Consider the following 16,667-nt stretch of genomic DNA (forward strand, 5'->3'; position numbering starts at 1 on the left):
TAACTGGGGACTGGGGACTAGGGACTGGGTTCAGTGAACAGTTATCAGTTATCAGTTATCAGTTATCAGTTATCAGTTATCAGTTATCAGTTATCAGTTATCAGTTTATACTCCTTGTCTCCCTAATCCCCAATCCCTAATCCCTAATCCCTAATATCTAATCCCTAATCCCTAATCCCCAATCACCAATCCCCAATCCCTAATTTCCCAAATATTCTAATTTTGCCATGAAGGATATATAGAGAGTCTGCTACAGACGATACCGAGACGCAAAATTAACCTTTGGGAGAGTTTCCGCGATGAAAACAATTCTCAATATCTTCTTCCAGAGCATTTTTTGGCTTTGGAATTTAACCTTTCTGTCAATCGTATATATCGGAATTTTACCTTGGATTGCGGTTCCTTTACTTCAGGCTACCTTAGCAGGGGAAGTAGAAGCAGAATTTTTCTTCAGTGCGATCGCCTTAATCGCAATTCCGACCATTTGTACAATACTTGGTTTAGCTCGTTTTCGCAACCGTCCGCCAGAGTTGATGCGTTTATTTTATGGCGTAGAGGCTCCTTTGTTTGTCCTTTGTCTGCTACGCTTATTTGTATTCCGGGAGTTGACTGCGGCAAGTAGTTTAATTTTAGGTTGTGCGATCGCGTCTATTGCTGCTTTTCTGTTTGAATTATTACAAGGATATGATGAACGTCGTCTGTTAATTAATTGGTTGCAAGCGGCAGCTCAGACGATAATGATTCTTGTGGGTATTTATGCAGGAACGATATTGTTATTTTACGCTGTTCCGGCGGCAGGATTTTGGCTTCAAGCATTTTTCAAGTTTTATTGGTTAGAAAGTCTCTGGTGGAGTTTGACTAACTACCCCTTTGAAACTGCATTTTGGACATTAATAGGGACGATTTTATTCGGACTTAGTTGTACTTTATTTGTCGGGATGCCATCGGCTTTGGTATCTTTATATTTTCACTCTGGACAACGTATTTTGCGCGCTTTTGCTCGTCAGTATGGCAAAATGCGTACAGTACAAGTTTCTGGTGCGGTAGTAAGTTGTTTATTAGTCTTATTAGTTGCTTTCAACCAACAGCCACAACTAGAAGCATTTCAATTATTAGAAAAGCCCGCAGCCACAGACAAATCTCGCGTGACACTTTTGGCGAAGTCGGATATTATCCGTAAAGGTTTGACTAATGCTTATCTTTCTCCTTATCGCTATCTTTCCCCCGTGGCTAAGAATAATCACATCAAGGTTATGTATCAAAATGTGTTTGATTTACCGGAAGAATTAGCCGATTCACTGCAAAATAGTTACAATTTCGTGCTGTCGCCATTTTTATACCAAGGTGACAACAAAGATACCGATAAAGCGGAAAAACTTTATGCCGAATTTTTTGATACTTCAATTCAAAAAGGGGAACGAAATGCAGTTAGACACGCGCTTCAGTCTACCGCAATTATTGACGAAGCCAAAGCTGGAGTTTTGAATATTGAGGAAAGAAGAGTTTGGTTGCGCGAACAAGAAGTTAATTTAGAGGAACATGGAGATTGGGCGAATATAGAAATCCATGAAGTCTACGAAAATAAGACTGATGATGTCGAAGAGATTTTCTATTACTTTTCTTTACCCGAAAGTGCAGTCATTACTGGTGTTTGGTTGGGCGATACTCCTAGCCGCGATCTCCGCTTTCCTTTCCAAGTTTCTCCACGCGGCGCTGCCCAAAAAGTATATAATTCTCAAGTAAGGCGATCGCGTCCTGTCGATCCTGCTTTATTGGAACAAGTAGGACCGTTACAATATCGTTTGCGCGCTTTTCCGGTTCCTCCTAAATTAGCTACTTGGGAGACAGGAGATCGACCTACAGAAATGCACCTTTGGCTTACTTATCAAGTTATGCGCCAAGATAACACTTGGCAATTACCGAAGCTAGCAGAAAGACGCAATATTTTTTGGACAAAACGAACTAAGCGTATTCGTAATGCTAAAGAAATCAAGGGTTTTGCCGATAATTGGTTAGAAGCATCTCTCCCGGCAACTGAGAAAGAAAAATTGCAATCACATCACATAAATTTAGTCAATAGTTATCAAGTTACCGCCGAACCTTTAACTGACTCTGACTACGAATTACCTTCCGGAAAGCGGTTTGCTATTATCCTCGATACTTCTCGGAGTATGAGAACAACTAGCGAGAAGTTAAAACAAACTTGGCGCTGGCTAGATAAACACGGTTATACCGATAGTAAATTTAGCAATAATGATGCCGATTTGTATCTTACTGCCTCAGCCGGAAAAGAACCACAAAGAATTGACGACCTCCGCAAATTTAATCCGCGCAATCTCACTTTTTATGGGACAATTCAGGAGCGAGAAATGCTAGGACAATTCGTGCAGTTGCAAGGAGAAACTGCTTATGATGGCGTAATTTTGTTAACCGACTCAGGTAGTTACGAACTTGCCGAGAAAAGCGCAGATGTTCCGAAAATTTCTGCACCTTTGTGGCTGGTACATTTCGACTCGCTAGCACCTGCTTATGAAGATGCTATCTTAAAAGAAATTCAAGATAGTGGTGGGGGTGTCGCGACAGAATTAACTGACGTTTTGCAACGAATTGCAACGAAAACTGCGCGAGGCGAAAATGTGGTTAGTGTAGTAGATAATTATGCTTGGGCGGTAGAAAAGTCGGATTCCGTGGTATCATCAGATAAAGGTTTAGAACCGATAGCCGCAAGACAGTTAATTTTAGCCTTAAGTAAAGAGACTACAGGTGAAGAATTAACTCAACTTGATGCAATGCACGATCTTGCAAAAAGATACGAAATTGTCACTCCTTACTCGTCAATGATCGTCTTAGTTAACGATGAACAACGAGAAGCATTACGAGAAGCAGAAGCATCCGAAGATCGTTTCGATCGCGCGGTAGAAGATGGTAAAGAAGACTTGAATAAACCCAATAATCCTCTCGCTGTTACTAGCGTACCGGAACCAGGGACAATTTGGGGATTAATGGCGATCGCGCTTTTATTACTGATGACTCGCAAGCGACTTGTAGCGTAGTAATTGTAGAGACGTTTTCGACAACGTCTCTCTAATTTTCCTTCGATACAAAATCGCGAAAATGTTTATCTGTAACTGAATTTTTCGCCAATTTATTGTATATGAAAGGTTAAAGAAAACTCTCCAGATGTGATGTAGAGACGTTGCATTTTAGTCTCTACAAGATGATGATGTGTAGCCAAAATTTATTGTGGTACAATTACCGATAAAGCACGAGGAATAACTCGAAAATTCGCAGGAGTTTTAGTAGTAATTTCTCCATCAGTATTAATTTGACGAGGTTTTTTTGTCTCAATGGTAATTTCTTGACCTTCTAATAAACGAACACCTAACCAACGAGGATGTCTACCCGACCACAAAGCGGGAAATAAAGCAACAATTTGCCACCAATGTTTAACTTCTAAACTATATAAATCTAAGCGTCGATCGTCAATAGTAGCATCGCTAACAATTTGCATTCCACCACCATAATAACGCCCATTTCCTACTGCAACTTGTACTGTTTTTACTGCTACAGTTTCGCCATTAACAGTAATTTTTGCCTGAAAAGGTCGCGATTTAGAAATAACTTTTAGCGCGGTTGCAGCATAAGCAAATACTCCCCAACGACGCTTGGCTTCTTTCGTCAATTGTTTAGTAATTTTGACGCTTAAACCCAAGCTAGCAACATTAAAAAAATATTGACCATTAACCCAACCGAGGTCAATTTGCTTCCTTTTTCCTTGCGCGATCGCGTCACAAGCTGCGGCTAAATTTCGAGGAATGCCTAAAGTTCTCCCGAGGTCATTGGCAGTTCCTAATGGTAGAATTCCTAAAGGTAACTTAGTGTCCAATAAACCTTCAATAGCTAGGTTGAGAGTACCATCACCACCACCAATAATAACCAAATCTACGCGATCGCTATAACTACGAATCAGATTAGGTAATTCTTGAGGGTTTTCGGTGGAAGCTTCGACTAAACTAAACCCCAGACTCTTCAAGCGATCGATAATTTCACTGCGATGTTGCTGTCCGTTGCGAGAATGAAGATTGACGATTAATAAAGCGGTTTGATTTGATGGCATTAGCTATAGTTTAAGGCATAATCGCAATTTAACTTTACCTTAACTAAGTATTTTAAGCTTTTCCAACCAGCAAAAATTAATCTGGAGAGGGATTTTTGCTTCGGACACACAACTCCTACTTAATAATTACTTCTACCAAACCGCCCCAGTCAAGCTGTAACTTAGACTTCGCACTACCACCATTAACTGCAATTTCTACCCAACCATGAGAACCAACTAACGCCACAATACTACCAACTTCGGTATCGCTGTAGGTTTGACTACCTAAAATAATTAGATCGGCGATCGCCACAGACCAACTTTTTCCTGCTACCATTTCACCAGGAATATTCGTAATCAAGTTACCAAAAACATCCACGTATTGAATATAACCCGCAAAACCCGCTTCTGTGGGCTGATATGGGGGATTTTCCCACTGCACCAACGTCGAGGGGTTGATTTTTTCTCCCAATTTTGCTATACTCACTCCACTACCTAAATACGCCCCCACTGGTGCAAAAATATCTCGTCCGTGAAATGTACTGCTCGGTTGCGATGAAAGCCAATATTGCGAATTTGTCAACTCTACTGCCGTTATAGCTGGCGACTCGGCTAAAACACCACAGAGTAAGCCGTTGTCGGGTGCGACTAAATACCCTTCAGCAAACTCCACAGCCACAGCCCGACGCTGACTCCCCACCCCAGGATCGACAACTGCCACATAAACCGTTCCCACCGGAAAATAACGATAAGCATCGAGCAAGCAGAACCTTGCCGCCGCAATATTTTGAGGCGGTAACTGATGCGTGAGATCGACTACTTGCAACTGAGGATTAATTCGAGCTATGACTCCTTTCATTACCCCAACATAGACATCCTGCAAGCCAAAATCACTCAGTAGCGCAATGATTTTGTTTTCACTCATAGGATTTGTCAAGGCGAAAGCTGGCGAAGTTGTTTCCATTATACCATAAACTGGACGGAAAGCCCAGCCAGGAAAAAATTTTTTCCTCGACTCAGTTTAAGAGTTTAGTAGTCTGTCGGTCATTTTATTTGAGCTGCTTACTTGCGTCAGATGCGATCTTCTCGTGTAATTGATTCTCCTAATTTATAAAAATTCTGTAACATTTGCTACTATTTTCCAAATAAATGCTATTCTAAAAATAGGAATTATTTCAGTAAGAACATAAAAACAATCATTATGAACAGATTAAGTCAGGAAATGTTGAAAAAAGCTCCATCCATTCACCGGGAGAGCTTACGGAAAAATTTACAACATCGTTTAGAAGTTGCCAGAGCTAAAGGTGACGACAAATTAGTTAATCAACTAGAAGCCGAAGCTCACTATCTTGGTTTGAATTAAATTAATAAATTCGGGTACATTTTCAGCAATGTAGTTTGTAAGTCCTGAGTTTCATGATGTTAGGGAGAAAATCAAGGATACCGTTTGAGTGGCGGTATCCTTTTTCATGCCAATTTGCCAATTAAAATACCCTAGAAATAAGCACAATCAAAGGGAAACCCACTAAATATTTTGAAGTTAACTCGCCTGGCTAACTAGGTTTCCTAAGAAATAGTAAATAGTCAAGTATTTCAGATTATCAACTTAAAAACTATAGCGTTCTTCAGCCCAAGGTTCGCCACGTCGATGATAGCCATTGCGTTCCCAAAAACCTAACTCCTCGCGGTCGAGAAACTCTAAACCCTCGATCCATTTAGCACTTTTCCAAGCATATAAATGAGGGACTACTGTTCGCATAGGACCGCCATGTTCTGCTGGTAAAGGTTCGTCAAATAAAGTATGAGCAAAAAAGTTATCTTCTCTAATGAATTCTTCTCGGGTTAAATTAGTAGTATAGCCACCGTAGCAATGTTGTAAAACGTGAGTTGCTTTGGAGTCAAGCTCAACATTTTTCATGAAATCAGTTACTTTAATTCCCCTCCATTTAACATCAAGTTTCGACCAGCGAGTTACACAGTGAAAATCTTTAGTAAACTCACTTTGGGGCATATTCATAATTTCTGCCCAACTGAAAGTTTTTGGTTGAACTAAACCCCAGATTCGTAATTTCCATTCATCAGTGCTAATTCGGGGAACTGTACCATAGGTAAGCACAGGAAAACCTTTAGTTAAATATTGACCGGGAGGAACGCGATCGCTGTATTCTGGGTCTGGCTTCTGAAAAAATTTACCTAGCATGATCTAGTCTTTTGTTGATGGTTGACGTCTAGTGCTTGTTTAATTTGGGACTTCTACCGACATAAAAGTGAAAAGATAAAGCAAAAGGAGCCTCATTTGGCTCCTGAATAAGGTTATTCTTCGTCGCTTTCTTCCTCTTCACCCCTATAGACAAAGCTGTTTGAGCGTTTTGTAAGGACAGATTTACCGAGGGATAAAGCTTTTTGGGCTTCCAAAGCGGCTTTGCGCTTCCAATTAGCTTTGCGTTTGTCGCGTTTAGATTTTGAAGTTTTCTTCTTCGGAACAGCCATGATTAATGATTGTAAATAGGCAACCTTTCTATTTTACGCGATCTACTTGATTAACTTAAGGGTTGTTGGTAGTAGTAGTGGGTACATCCCTCAGAGTGGGTGGATTAGGGTTTACAGAATCGGTTGTATTTGGTTGATTGGTAAAGCCCTCTGGAGTTGAATCGCTGTTACCTGTAGTAGTTGTCGGGCGATCGCGTAATTCTGGTGAAGTGGGATTGTCTCCTGTGGTAGCATTAGGTGGGTCAAAAAGCTCTGGTTGTAATGGCGAGTTGGGTAAACCCGGCTGATTGTTTTCAGTGTCAGTAGCTTCGGTTTCTGAAACATCCCCATCGACGGCTTCATTTTCTTCATTAACAGCGACACTTTCAAAATCAAGTAAAGACTCAACATTAGGAAAATAAGTCGCCCAAACTTGAGGATCGGGTTGCCTGCGCCAAGACTGACGAGAGACATCGAGACGTAAAATAGGAGCGATCGCGCCTTCGTTTTCTCCGAGGATCGTTACCGCTACATCATTAACTAAGATATCGCTATCGAAAGCTCGCTGTGCTGCCGCTCTAGCCACCGCCTCGGCTCGACGTAACATAGTTTGATAAGTTTCGCCTTCTTGACGATTTAATTCTACATCCAAGCGAGCAGTATAAGCTTGAGCGACTTGGGGCGCGATCGCCTCGATCCCGATCCAGCTAACTCCAGTTAAACCTAGCACCGTAGCTAAACTTACCCCAGCAAAACTGCCAGAAAGATTACTTAATTTAAAGTTAAACATAGTTACTACTCCAAACTTATTTTGCCCATCTCTACAGCAATGGGGGAATATACTTCTAGATTAGTCTACCGTTATCGTAAATTTCCTCTTTATCCGGGCAGATAATCGTCTTAAATTAAGATAATCCTCGCGCATTCATGGCGAGGATTATAATTAGGGAAAAGCTGGCTTGGGAAAAACAGCAAAAGCGCCCGATTAAATTAATTCGCTCTCGGTGCTACTCTCAATCTGAGTTGACAAATCAATTATTTACAGAGAAAGTTTCACCAAAGCATTTTTTACTACTGAAGGTAATTGTCGCATAATTTTGCCTTTCTCTCGGTCAACCGCGACTAAAGTTACTCGTCCAGTAAGATATAATTGTTGGCGATCGCGCGATTGAATTTGATAGTCCCAGTGAATTCTCACACCTTCCATTTTTCCCATTCGCGTCCTGACAAGAGCGATCGTGCCTAGTTGTAAAGGTAGGTGATAGCGCAAGGAAAGTTCAACTACAGGTAAATTGCAACCCAAAGCGACAAGATCGGCAAAGTCAATACCGATCGAATGCAAACATTCTACTCGCGCTTCTTCCATCCAAGTAAGATAAGCACCATGCCAAACTACTCCTGCATAATCAGTGTGGTGAGGTTGTACCTTGATCGGATATTCATACCATTCTTGTTTCTGATTAATTAAAGTCATGAAACCTTCTTCAAATAAGACAAGCTAATCTTGTTGGTGAGAAAATTGATAAGCACCAGCAAGGGAAAGAGCGATCGCCGCAGCGAATAAAATCGGGATTGAATACCAGGGAAATTCTGATAAGGGTAAATATGCCGCCGCTCGCAAGCCAACGCTAGTATAAGTTAAGGGTAAGCAATAAACAATTACCTTCAAAACCACTGGTAGAGTTGCTGGATCGAAGAATGTTGCCCCTAAAAAAGACATAGGTACAATTAGGAAATTATTATACAAGCCTACACTTTCCAAAGACTTTACTTGCAAGCCGATAAGTATCCCCAAACCAGCGAAAACTGCACAATTTAACACCAGCAACAGCAAAAATAAGGGATTGAGAAAACTGCCAATTTTACCAGTAAATAAAATTGCTACTAAAATCACCGAACCCGCAGTCATTAAACCCCTGAGGATTCCGGCAAACATTTTACCTAAGTGTAGCGCTAACGGATGTACTGGTAACAACAATAACTCTTCAAACGTTTTCGCGTACAACCTTTCCCCGCAAATAGAAAAAGTTGTTCCCGCAAAGCTAATCGTCATCGAAGATAACGCGACCATCCCCGGTAAGATAAACTCTAAATAGGTATCTCCCGCTACAGGCTCGATCGCGCGATCGAGCGCACTACCCAAACCCAAACCAAAACCAATAATATAAACGATCGGAGAAACCAAGCCAGTAGCAGCAATCTGTACCAGTCGCACTCGCAAATCTAACCACTCTCCCCAGAAAACCGTCAGGGTGTCTGCCACAATAGTCTGTAATTGTCTGGGTTTAAAGTTTTTACCCAGTAAGAATGATGATTGAGATTTCACTAACTTAAACTAATTAATAGGCGAAGGTCTTTCTAACCTTGCTATTTTACTGAATATTGCGTAACTTTCATCGGTGGAGAGGAGTTTGAAACCGATCTCGCTGAGAGCTAATCTCGAGAAAGGGAGTTTTTGTAGTGTGGGCAATAATCTTAATTATAATTTGTCTTGTAGGTGCGATCGCATTTGTCCAAAGACGTACAAATAGAAATTTGATGAGTAAGCATAACCGACCAGTCAAAGAGGAAAATATATAGGCATACTAAAAAAAGAGCAAACAACAGAAGTATCACCCTAGCAAAATGAGACGTACTAAACCACCCAGATACACTCCCCCCAGACCCGAATCTCCCAGAACATCTTCTGCCAGTAATAACTCTGGCTTTGATTTAAATTACTTGACAATGGCGATTTTAGGAGGCATATTTATTCTCGGTATTGGTATTGGCATTGTTTTTAGTTCGGCAACAAACTTCACTCCCGAAAGCATTCACTCCAGCATCGAGATCGACCAACAAGCCCCCAATCCAGAGCTTTGTCGAGACTTTGGTGCCAGCGCGATCGTTACTAATATGCGGGTTTTTGTTACCTTAGACCCGTTTAACGTCTTTATAAGTCAACCTTCGATGCGTCCGGGTTGCGTACTGCGTCGCAACAACTGGTCAATTTTAGAGCGACAAAATTTGGTAACTTCTGAACAAGTACGCGATTGTAAAAACCGCATGAATACTTTCGGTTATACAGGTGCTTTAGAAAGCGATCCCAAAATTAGTTGTATTTATCAAAATGATGCTGCCGGAAATCTCTTCCTGAATACTCCCGGAGCGCCCGGTGCTAGACCTGAATCTGATAGTTTCTAGAATTGGCGAAAGAGGGATTGGGTTCAGCGAACAGTTATCAGTTACCAGTGAACAGTGAACAGTTCCTAGTTACCAGTTATCAGTTTATCCCCTAATTCCTCCTTATTTCCCTTGTCTCCCCCGTCTTCCGGTGTCCCCAGTCCCCAATTCCTAGTCCCTAGTCCCTCGACGTATCGTCCGATAAACGCGAATAGGTCGGTCAATACCTTTAAAACGACAATCGCCCATTTTGACAAATGGATCTCGGTTTTTCAAACGTCGATAAGTAGCTTCGCTAATAACGCATTCACCAGGAGGACAGATAGCTTCCATGCGAGAAGCCAAATTAACTGTTCCCCCCAAGACTGTATAATCTACTCGTAGAGAGCTACCCACATCTCCGACGACAGCTTTACCACTGTTGATAGCAATATGTAATTCCAAAGGTTCGGGCCAGACTCCATCAGCGTTAAGACGATCGAGATGTTCGAGCATTCCCAAAGCAGCAGCGATCGCGCGATCGGCGTGATCGGCTTGGGGTTCGGGTGCGCCAAAAAATGCCATGATACAATCGCCAATAAATTTATCGAGAGTACCGCCTGCGTCAAAAACAAATTTGAGCATTTCTTCAAAGAAACGATTGAGCAAATCGGCAATTTGTGAGGGAGATAAACGTTCGGAAAGCGAGCTAAACCCGACTAAATCTGCGAAGAGAACCGTAATTTCTGATTCTTGTGGTTGAATACGACCATTTTCCAGCGCTCCAACTGCGATGAGTTGTTGGACGACGGCGGGTGAGTGATAGCGTTCTAGTTGTTGGCGAATTTTTTCTTGTCCTTGGAGTTTGCGGGTTAACAGCCAACGCTGTACGCTAGAAGCGACGAGATTGGCGAGAGCAGAAAAAAAGCTAAGATCCTCGTCTTCTAAGACTTGCGAATCGTTCCAAGTTAATTGAGCATCGGCGTACAGTACCCCTACTACTTGACTTTCATTCCAGAGGGGAACTGCTAAAGCACCCCGAATTCCTTGAGCGAGAATACTATGTTCTCCAGTAAAGCGCTCGTCAGATTGCGCGTCAACAGTTTTGATCGCTACTTTTTCGGTAAAGACTGTTTGACAGATCGTGCGGCTAATCCAACTACTTTCTTTGTTGGAAGAGGACGAACGACTAGTAGAATTTTTCGTCGCCGCGTTGAGTAATTTTAGTTTCCCATCGCCGTCAACATCGATTAATAATGCTAATCGCTCGATACTGTTAAGTTCGCGAAAAACAACTTTCTGGACTTGGCGAAAAATCGCTTCGATTGATTCAGCAGAATTAAGATTTTTGGCAATTTCGACCAAATCTTTGAGGCGCGCGATCGCTTTTTGTTGTACTTGTTGTCTGTCGTCAAATGCTTCGGCTTCAATCCATTGACGTTGTAGTTCTTCAGCAGAACGGAGAATAGTTTTTAATTCGGTTTTTGCTGACCCTGGTGGAGATGGGCTTTCGTAATGGGGTGGCAAAACTACAAACAAAAATACATTCCCCATTTGGATCACGTCTCCGTGACTTAGTTTTTGGGGAGAGTTAATCTGAAACCTATTCAACATGGTGCCATTGGTGCTACCTAAGTCTTCCAGTTGCCACTCGCCAGATCGTTTGATAAAACGAGCATGAGCGCGGGAAATTTCAGAAAATGGCAAACATAGATCGCACTCTGGCAAACGACCGACGATAAATTCGTCTCGATCTACCCTGACTGTGCTTTCGGGATTTCCCTCCATGTTTAAGCGTAGCTTGAGTTCGCTCATGAGTCTCAAACCATAAATTGAGTCAGCTTAATCCTTGGTCAGCTAAAAAAATCTCACCTCTGGCAAAAATACCTCCTTTTTTAGTTTCTCCGAAGCAAGCAGGATCTGGCTGTTTAACCAGCATAACTGAGACTGAATAATCTATCTTGTCAGGTGCGATCGCTACTCATTGACGCAATTTAAGATTACTTGGTGGGCAGTTTTTTGGGTAGTGGTTGACCAAATTCGATGGTTGGCAATCCTCGTTCGGGTGAAGAGGAATTCTGAGGTGGTGTTGGTGTTGTTGATGGCTGAGTATTGCTATGTAGGGGTGGAACGACCACTGTTGGTTCTCCGGTGCGGGGAAATTTCGCTGGTGGTAAGATTGTGGAAAAAACTGGGCTGGGGTTTTCAATGGTTTGGCTAACCAAGGGACGTAAGATCCACTGGGTGTTGTCTAATTCGCTGCTGGACTGTTTTAACTCTATTTGTTCGACTTTAAATGTTTCTTCTGGAAAGAAATCTAAAACGATGCGGGTGACATCTTCACTGAACTGAGAAACTCGCACTCGATAGACTAAACCAGGGTAATTGGCTGTGGTTGGTACTCTACCTAACTGAGTGTTGGGGAGATCGATGACTAAGCGTAGGGGATCGGCTAAAAGAAAATAGTTGGGTGTTGTCCCTTCTTCAATCATGATTTCTAGTTGACTTGTCTGGGGATCGAATTCCCACTTTTTTAGGGTGGCTGCTTCGACTCGGTGGTAAATTGTTTGTCCGATCGCGATCGCTACTATGCAGGAAATACCCCACTGTCGGGTACCTACTCCTAGTCTTGGTCTTGCTTTTTTCTTCTGCGCTCGTTTTGTTCGCCACATTCCGCTCTGATTGATTTCACAATTATTGCCATTTTGACATTTGCTTGCACTACTGTGTTTGCTGTTGATGATATTATGACAATTTTTGCTGCGATCTAAATCACTAAGTTTTTGGTTTTCTCTCACTAACTGTCTTGACATATATCACGAAATATGGTTATAAATATCACCACAATAGGAGAAGTTGAATCACGGAAAATTAGTTGTAAATTAGCAAAACTGTTAGTAGCCGACGAGTGTTAAAGAGAGCAGATGTGAGATGTATATTCAAAAAAATTTGCCTCCTGCTGCTCCTAGCAGTTGGATGAAACAGGAAAAAGCTGTGGAGAATAAATTTAGCGAACGAGTAAAATCAAAAGCAGAGCAAGCGATCGCACCACAACAATTACCAGACGTTCAACAACAATATTGCAGTTTGTTTGACAATGCAGTAGTGGGAATTTTTCAAACTACTCCCAATGGACGCTATTTGATTGCTAATCGTGCTTTAGCAAAAATTTACGGTTACTCTTCTCCGCAACAACTGCTTGACAATCTCACTGATATTGCTTCTCAATTATATGTAGACCCCCAACGTCGTCAGGAGTTTATTGAAATTCTCCAATCTCAAGGTAAAGTTTCTGATTTTGAGTCGCAAATTTATCGTCGCGATGGTAGTATTATTTGGATTAGTGAAAATGCGACGGCGGTGAAAGATGAAGCTGGAAATATTCTTTACTACGAAGGTTTTGTTAGCGATATTACTCAACGTAAAGAAACTGAGTCAGCTTTGCGGATTTCTGAAGCAAAATATAAAGCACAAGCTCGCGAATTTAAAGCTACACTCGAACAACTCCAACGCAGTCAATCTCAGCTTTTACAAAGCGAAAAATTGTCAAGTTTAGGACAATTACTTGCTGGTGTTGCTCACGAAATTAATAACCCAGTTAACTTTGTCTGCTGCAATCTTCATCCCGCTCGTCAATACGCTCAAGATTTACTTAATTTACTCCAACTTTATGCCCAATATTATCCCGAACCAGTAGCTGAAATTCAAGCTGAAGCTGAAGCAATTGAACTCGATTTTCTTATTGAAGATTTTCCGAAAACTCTCGACTCTATGAAAGTAGGGGCTGAAAGAATTCGCGAGATTGTGCGTAGTTTGCGTAACTTTTCTCGCAGCGAAGAAGATAAAATGAGAGCTTACGATCTTCATGAAAGTATTGACTCGACTTTGCTAATTCTCCATCATCGGATTAAACCTAGAGGAGATAATTCAGGTATTAAGGTAATTAAAGAATATAGCAAGTTACCTTTGGTAGAATGTTATCCTGGTCTGATTAGTCAAGTATTCATGAATTTGCTTTCTAATGCAATTGATGTGTTAGAAGAATCATTTGCTCAAGGTTACTTATCAGCAGCAAATCCACCACTAATTTGTATTAATACTGAAATTGAAGCAGATAAGTGGGCAGTTGTCCGTATAATTGATAACGGTGTGGGAATTCCAGCCGAGATAAAACAACAAATATTTCAGCCTTTCTTTACTACTAAACCTACTGGTAAAGGTACTGGTTTGGGGCTTTCAATTTGCCATCAAATTGTGGTAGAAAAACATCAAGGTCAACTTGAATGTCATTCTCTACCTAGAGAAAAAACTGAGTTTGTGATGAAAATTCCTCTTTAGGGATTGGTGATTGGTGATTGGTGACTGGGGAGTGGGTAAACTATTCGGCATTTTAATCAAAATATCAGCAATTGGGAAATTGTTGTAGTGCGACCATCTTGGTCGCTACTTGTCTCTAAGTTAAATCTCACATTCCCAATTTTCCTAATTCTCCCAATCCCTAATTACCCACTTACCAGTCCCCAATCCCCAGTGCCTAATTCCTAAAAATTCCACATTACGGGATTTTTGTCAAGATGTTGGGTAACATCACGAGATATCCGATCCATTTCTTGTAATTCCTCATCAGATAATTGTACCTGAGCCGCTTGAGCATTATCAGTAGCTTGACTAGCATTTCTTGCACCCGCGATCGCGTTACTCTGAGGTTGAGCGATTAACCAAGCTAGGGATAATTGCGCTAAAGTACAATTATGACGTTCGGCGATCGCACGCAACTTCTCAACTGCGGCTAATGCTCTTTGATAATTTTCCCCTTGAAAGAGCTTATTTTTCGATCTTACATCTTCATCAGGGAAAGTTTGCTCGGCTGTAAATTTACCTGTGAGTAGTCCTTGAGCCAGAGAAGAATAAGCTAAAATCGAGATCTTATTTTCGATACAATAAGGCATAGCATCGTCTTCTACTTGTCGCCAGAAAAGCGAATAAGGAGGTTGTAAACTATCAATGCGTCCATATTGCGCTGCTTCTGCAATTTGCTCGCAAGAGAAATTCGACACGCCGATCGCTCTAATTTTACCTTGTTCGAGCAACTTATTCAATGCGCTCATGGTTTCCTCAATCGGGACAACTTCCGAATTAAAAGAGCCAGAGGGCCAATGAATCTGGTATAAATCGAGATAATCAGTATGAAGATTTTTTAGCGATCGCTCGCAAGCCGCCAACACTTGGTCATACTTAAGATGATTCGCAAATACCTTCGACGCAATTACGACGCGCGATCGTCTATCTTCAATGGCTTTTGCTACAATTTTCTCAGAATAACCATCACCATAGACTTCCGCAGTATCAATCGTCGTAATTCCTGCATCACAAGCTGCACGAATCGCTTTAATTATCTCATCATCTTCGATTCCCACCCAATAAGCTTTACCTGCTTGCCAAGTACCGAGGATAATAGGTGTAATTTGGACATCAGAATTCCCAAGTTGTCTTGTTTGCATTGCGTGTCTTTAGCTTACATTCCTAATTGATTTTGCCATCTTTAGGATTAATACGAATCTATCATGAGGATGTTGTTTTTTTTGGTTAATTTAACCACAGATTAACACAGATAAACGCTGATTTATTAATCGGTGTGTATTCTAGTCTATCTAATATTCAATTTTGACTTAACTACGATTAATCTGTAGAGACGTAGCAATGCTACGTCTTTACTCTACAATTAGCAATGCTACGTCTCCACAATTCAGATAGCGAAATCTCGACAATTTATTTATTCATCTTCCATCTTGATGACTTACAATAGTTACATATCTGTGTTTATCCCTATTTATCTGTGGTTAAAATAAATAGCAAAACTATGCTATCTCATACTACTCATGCTCTCAAAGAATGGGCAAGTGCCGTTAACGCCTTAGAACAAGGTAAAACAATTATGCTCTTGCGTAAAGGGGGAATTCGCGAAGTAGGAAATCGCTTTGAAGTAAAAAATCGGCAAGTCTTGCTTTACCCGACATACGAACATCAAAAACCCCATTTATTGAAACCAGATTACGCAGTCGAAGTAACACCAGTTGCTTCTGGTTGGCATCCAGAAAAAGTTAGAATTGGTAGTTGGGCGGAAATTACTGATATTTTGCCAATTAGCGACGCTGTAACAGTTGAAGCCTTATTAGCATATCACATTTGGAAGGAAGAATTTGTGCTATCTCGCTACAATTGGAAGCCCCGTCAACCGCTTTACATTTTGCTTTTACGAACTTATAAATTACCTCAATCTGTAACGATCGATTATCGTCCAGAATATGGTGGTTGTAAATCTTGGATCGATCTCGTTGAACCTATTTCTCTGGCAAATCTTGTCCCAGTTATTGATGAAAATAGCTACAAGCAACAAGTTAGCGAAATTCGCGAAATTTGTGGAGATGTTACCAGCAACGTCTCTACATAACTAAATTTAATCTAACTTAATCTTCAAGCGATCGCCGCCCTTTTTGTAAACCTGAGTAACAAAAGATACAAAAATATAGGCTTGTGGAAAACACAGTCAGCAAGGAGGTTTTAGCGCTTAATCTCTACGCGATCGCACCTAAATCTAAATAAATGTAGAAAAAAATACAGTTCGTTCCCAAATTAACGATTACACTTCTATTATTACAACAACAGATAATGATAGTCATGATTTACATTCAGGGTGAATCAGATTGGTTATGTTCCTGGTTTGGACAGGAAGTAGTTGAACAAGCCCTTGCTCAAAAAGATAACTTACGTCACTGGATTTGGCAGCATCCTCAAGAAATTGCTCTCGGAATGCGAGGACTACAACAATTAAGTCATCAACCAATAAAAGCCAGTGATTATCTGAGTAACTTGGAACCAAAGTTAAGACATTCTTTAATTATTGCTCTTTTAGCTAGTTAGCATTTATTGTTAACTGGTAATAAATCGAGAGATGTTGTAT

General features: G+C 41.0%; 16 protein-coding genes. 6 read left to right on the forward strand and 10 right to left on the reverse strand.

The window, feature by feature from the left end; translation table 11 throughout:
• Nucleotides 1-299 precede the first annotated feature (299 nt).
• A complete protein-coding gene (locus tag G3T18_RS13175; RefSeq protein ID WP_224411022.1) occupies nt 300-3,053 on the forward strand; it encodes a TIGR02921 family PEP-CTERM protein in 2,754 nt (917 codons plus the stop codon).
• A gap of 185 nt (nt 3,054-3,238) precedes the next feature.
• On the opposite strand, the gene G3T18_RS13180 is transcribed toward G3T18_RS13175, so the two are convergent.
• Together G3T18_RS13180 and G3T18_RS13185 are read right to left on the reverse strand one after the other, a co-directional pair.
• Entirely contained in the window at nt 3,239-4,117 is an 879-nt protein-coding gene (locus tag G3T18_RS13180; protein ID WP_224411023.1) for a lipid kinase, read from the reverse strand.
• A gap of 115 nt (nt 4,118-4,232) precedes the next feature.
• Complete coding sequence (locus G3T18_RS13185; protein ID WP_224411024.1) at nt 4,233-5,021, reverse strand: SAM hydrolase/SAM-dependent halogenase family protein; 789 nt, start codon at nt 5,019-5,021, stop codon at nt 4,233-4,235.
• A 276-nt stretch (nt 5,022-5,297) separates the two neighbouring features.
• Between G3T18_RS13185 and pirA the strand changes: the two genes are divergently transcribed.
• On the forward strand, nt 5,298-5,459 hold the full coding sequence (gene pirA, locus G3T18_RS13190) for an arginine synthesis PII-interacting regulator PirA (protein WP_224411025.1): 162 nt from the start codon (nt 5,298-5,300) through the stop codon (nt 5,457-5,459).
• A gap of 243 nt (nt 5,460-5,702) precedes the next feature.
• On the opposite strand, the gene G3T18_RS13195 is transcribed toward pirA, so the two are convergent.
• The 5 genes from G3T18_RS13195 to G3T18_RS13215 form a co-directional block, all read right to left on the reverse strand.
• A complete protein-coding gene (locus G3T18_RS13195; protein WP_224411026.1) occupies nt 5,703-6,296 on the reverse strand; it encodes a sulfite oxidase-like oxidoreductase in 594 nt (197 codons plus the stop codon).
• Between the two features lie 113 nt (nt 6,297-6,409).
• On the reverse strand, nt 6,410-6,586 hold the full coding sequence (gene rpmF, locus G3T18_RS13200; protein WP_224411027.1) for a 50S ribosomal protein L32: 177 nt from the start codon (nt 6,584-6,586) through the stop codon (nt 6,410-6,412).
• Nucleotides 6,587-6,641: 55 nt separating this feature from the next.
• The gene (locus G3T18_RS13205) at nt 6,642-7,355 is read right to left on the reverse strand and encodes a hypothetical protein (RefSeq protein WP_224411028.1); all 714 of its coding nucleotides are present in this window, start codon (nt 7,353-7,355) and stop codon (nt 6,642-6,644) included.
• A 249-nt stretch (nt 7,356-7,604) separates the two neighbouring features.
• Entirely contained in the window at nt 7,605-8,039 is a 435-nt protein-coding gene (locus G3T18_RS13210; protein ID WP_224411029.1) for an acyl-CoA thioesterase, read from the reverse strand.
• 24 nt (nt 8,040-8,063) lie between these two features.
• Nucleotides 8,064-8,828: an ABC transporter permease gene (locus G3T18_RS13215; RefSeq protein WP_224411030.1), complete on the reverse strand. Its 765-nt coding sequence runs from the start codon at nt 8,826-8,828 to the stop codon at nt 8,064-8,066.
• A 464-nt stretch (nt 8,829-9,292) separates the two neighbouring features.
• Here G3T18_RS13215 and G3T18_RS13220 point away from each other — a divergent pair, with 464 nt between their 5' ends.
• Entirely contained in the window at nt 9,293-9,748 is a 456-nt protein-coding gene (locus G3T18_RS13220; RefSeq protein WP_318013967.1) for a DUF3172 domain-containing protein, read from the forward strand.
• Nucleotides 9,749-9,898: 150 nt separating this feature from the next.
• Here the strand turns inward: G3T18_RS13220 and G3T18_RS13225 are convergent, their stop codons facing one another.
• Together G3T18_RS13225 and G3T18_RS13230 are read right to left on the reverse strand one after the other, a co-directional pair.
• Nucleotides 9,899-11,521 carry an adenylate/guanylate cyclase domain-containing protein gene (locus G3T18_RS13225; protein WP_224411032.1) on the reverse strand — a complete coding sequence of 541 codons (1,623 nt, stop codon included), beginning with the start codon at nt 11,519-11,521 and terminating at the stop codon, nt 9,899-9,901.
• Between the two features lie 185 nt (nt 11,522-11,706).
• Entirely contained in the window at nt 11,707-12,519 is an 813-nt protein-coding gene (locus G3T18_RS13230) for an AMIN domain-containing protein (RefSeq protein ID WP_224411033.1), read from the reverse strand.
• Between the two features lie 118 nt (nt 12,520-12,637).
• Between G3T18_RS13230 and G3T18_RS13235 the strand changes: the two genes are divergently transcribed.
• A complete protein-coding gene (locus tag G3T18_RS13235) occupies nt 12,638-14,044 on the forward strand; it encodes a sensor histidine kinase (RefSeq protein ID WP_224411034.1) in 1,407 nt (468 codons plus the stop codon).
• A gap of 203 nt (nt 14,045-14,247) precedes the next feature.
• On the opposite strand, the gene G3T18_RS13240 is transcribed toward G3T18_RS13235, so the two are convergent.
• Complete coding sequence (locus tag G3T18_RS13240; RefSeq protein ID WP_224411035.1) at nt 14,248-15,207, reverse strand: aldo/keto reductase; 960 nt, start codon at nt 15,205-15,207, stop codon at nt 14,248-14,250.
• A 359-nt stretch (nt 15,208-15,566) separates the two neighbouring features.
• Between G3T18_RS13240 and G3T18_RS13245 the strand changes: the two genes are divergently transcribed.
• Nucleotides 15,567-16,157: a DUF1802 family protein gene (locus tag G3T18_RS13245; protein ID WP_224411036.1), complete on the forward strand. Its 591-nt coding sequence runs from the start codon at nt 15,567-15,569 to the stop codon at nt 16,155-16,157.
• Nucleotides 16,158-16,384: 227 nt separating this feature from the next.
• Nucleotides 16,385-16,627 (forward strand): hypothetical protein, encoded by a 243-nt coding sequence (locus G3T18_RS13250; RefSeq protein ID WP_224411037.1) that lies wholly within the window; start codon nt 16,385-16,387, stop codon nt 16,625-16,627.
• The last annotated feature ends 40 nt before the right edge of the window (nt 16,628-16,667 follow it).

This window comes from Oscillatoria salina IIICB1, assembly GCF_020144665.1.
In the GTDB taxonomy this organism is placed as follows: domain Bacteria; phylum Cyanobacteriota; class Cyanobacteriia; order Cyanobacteriales; family SIO1D9; genus IIICB1.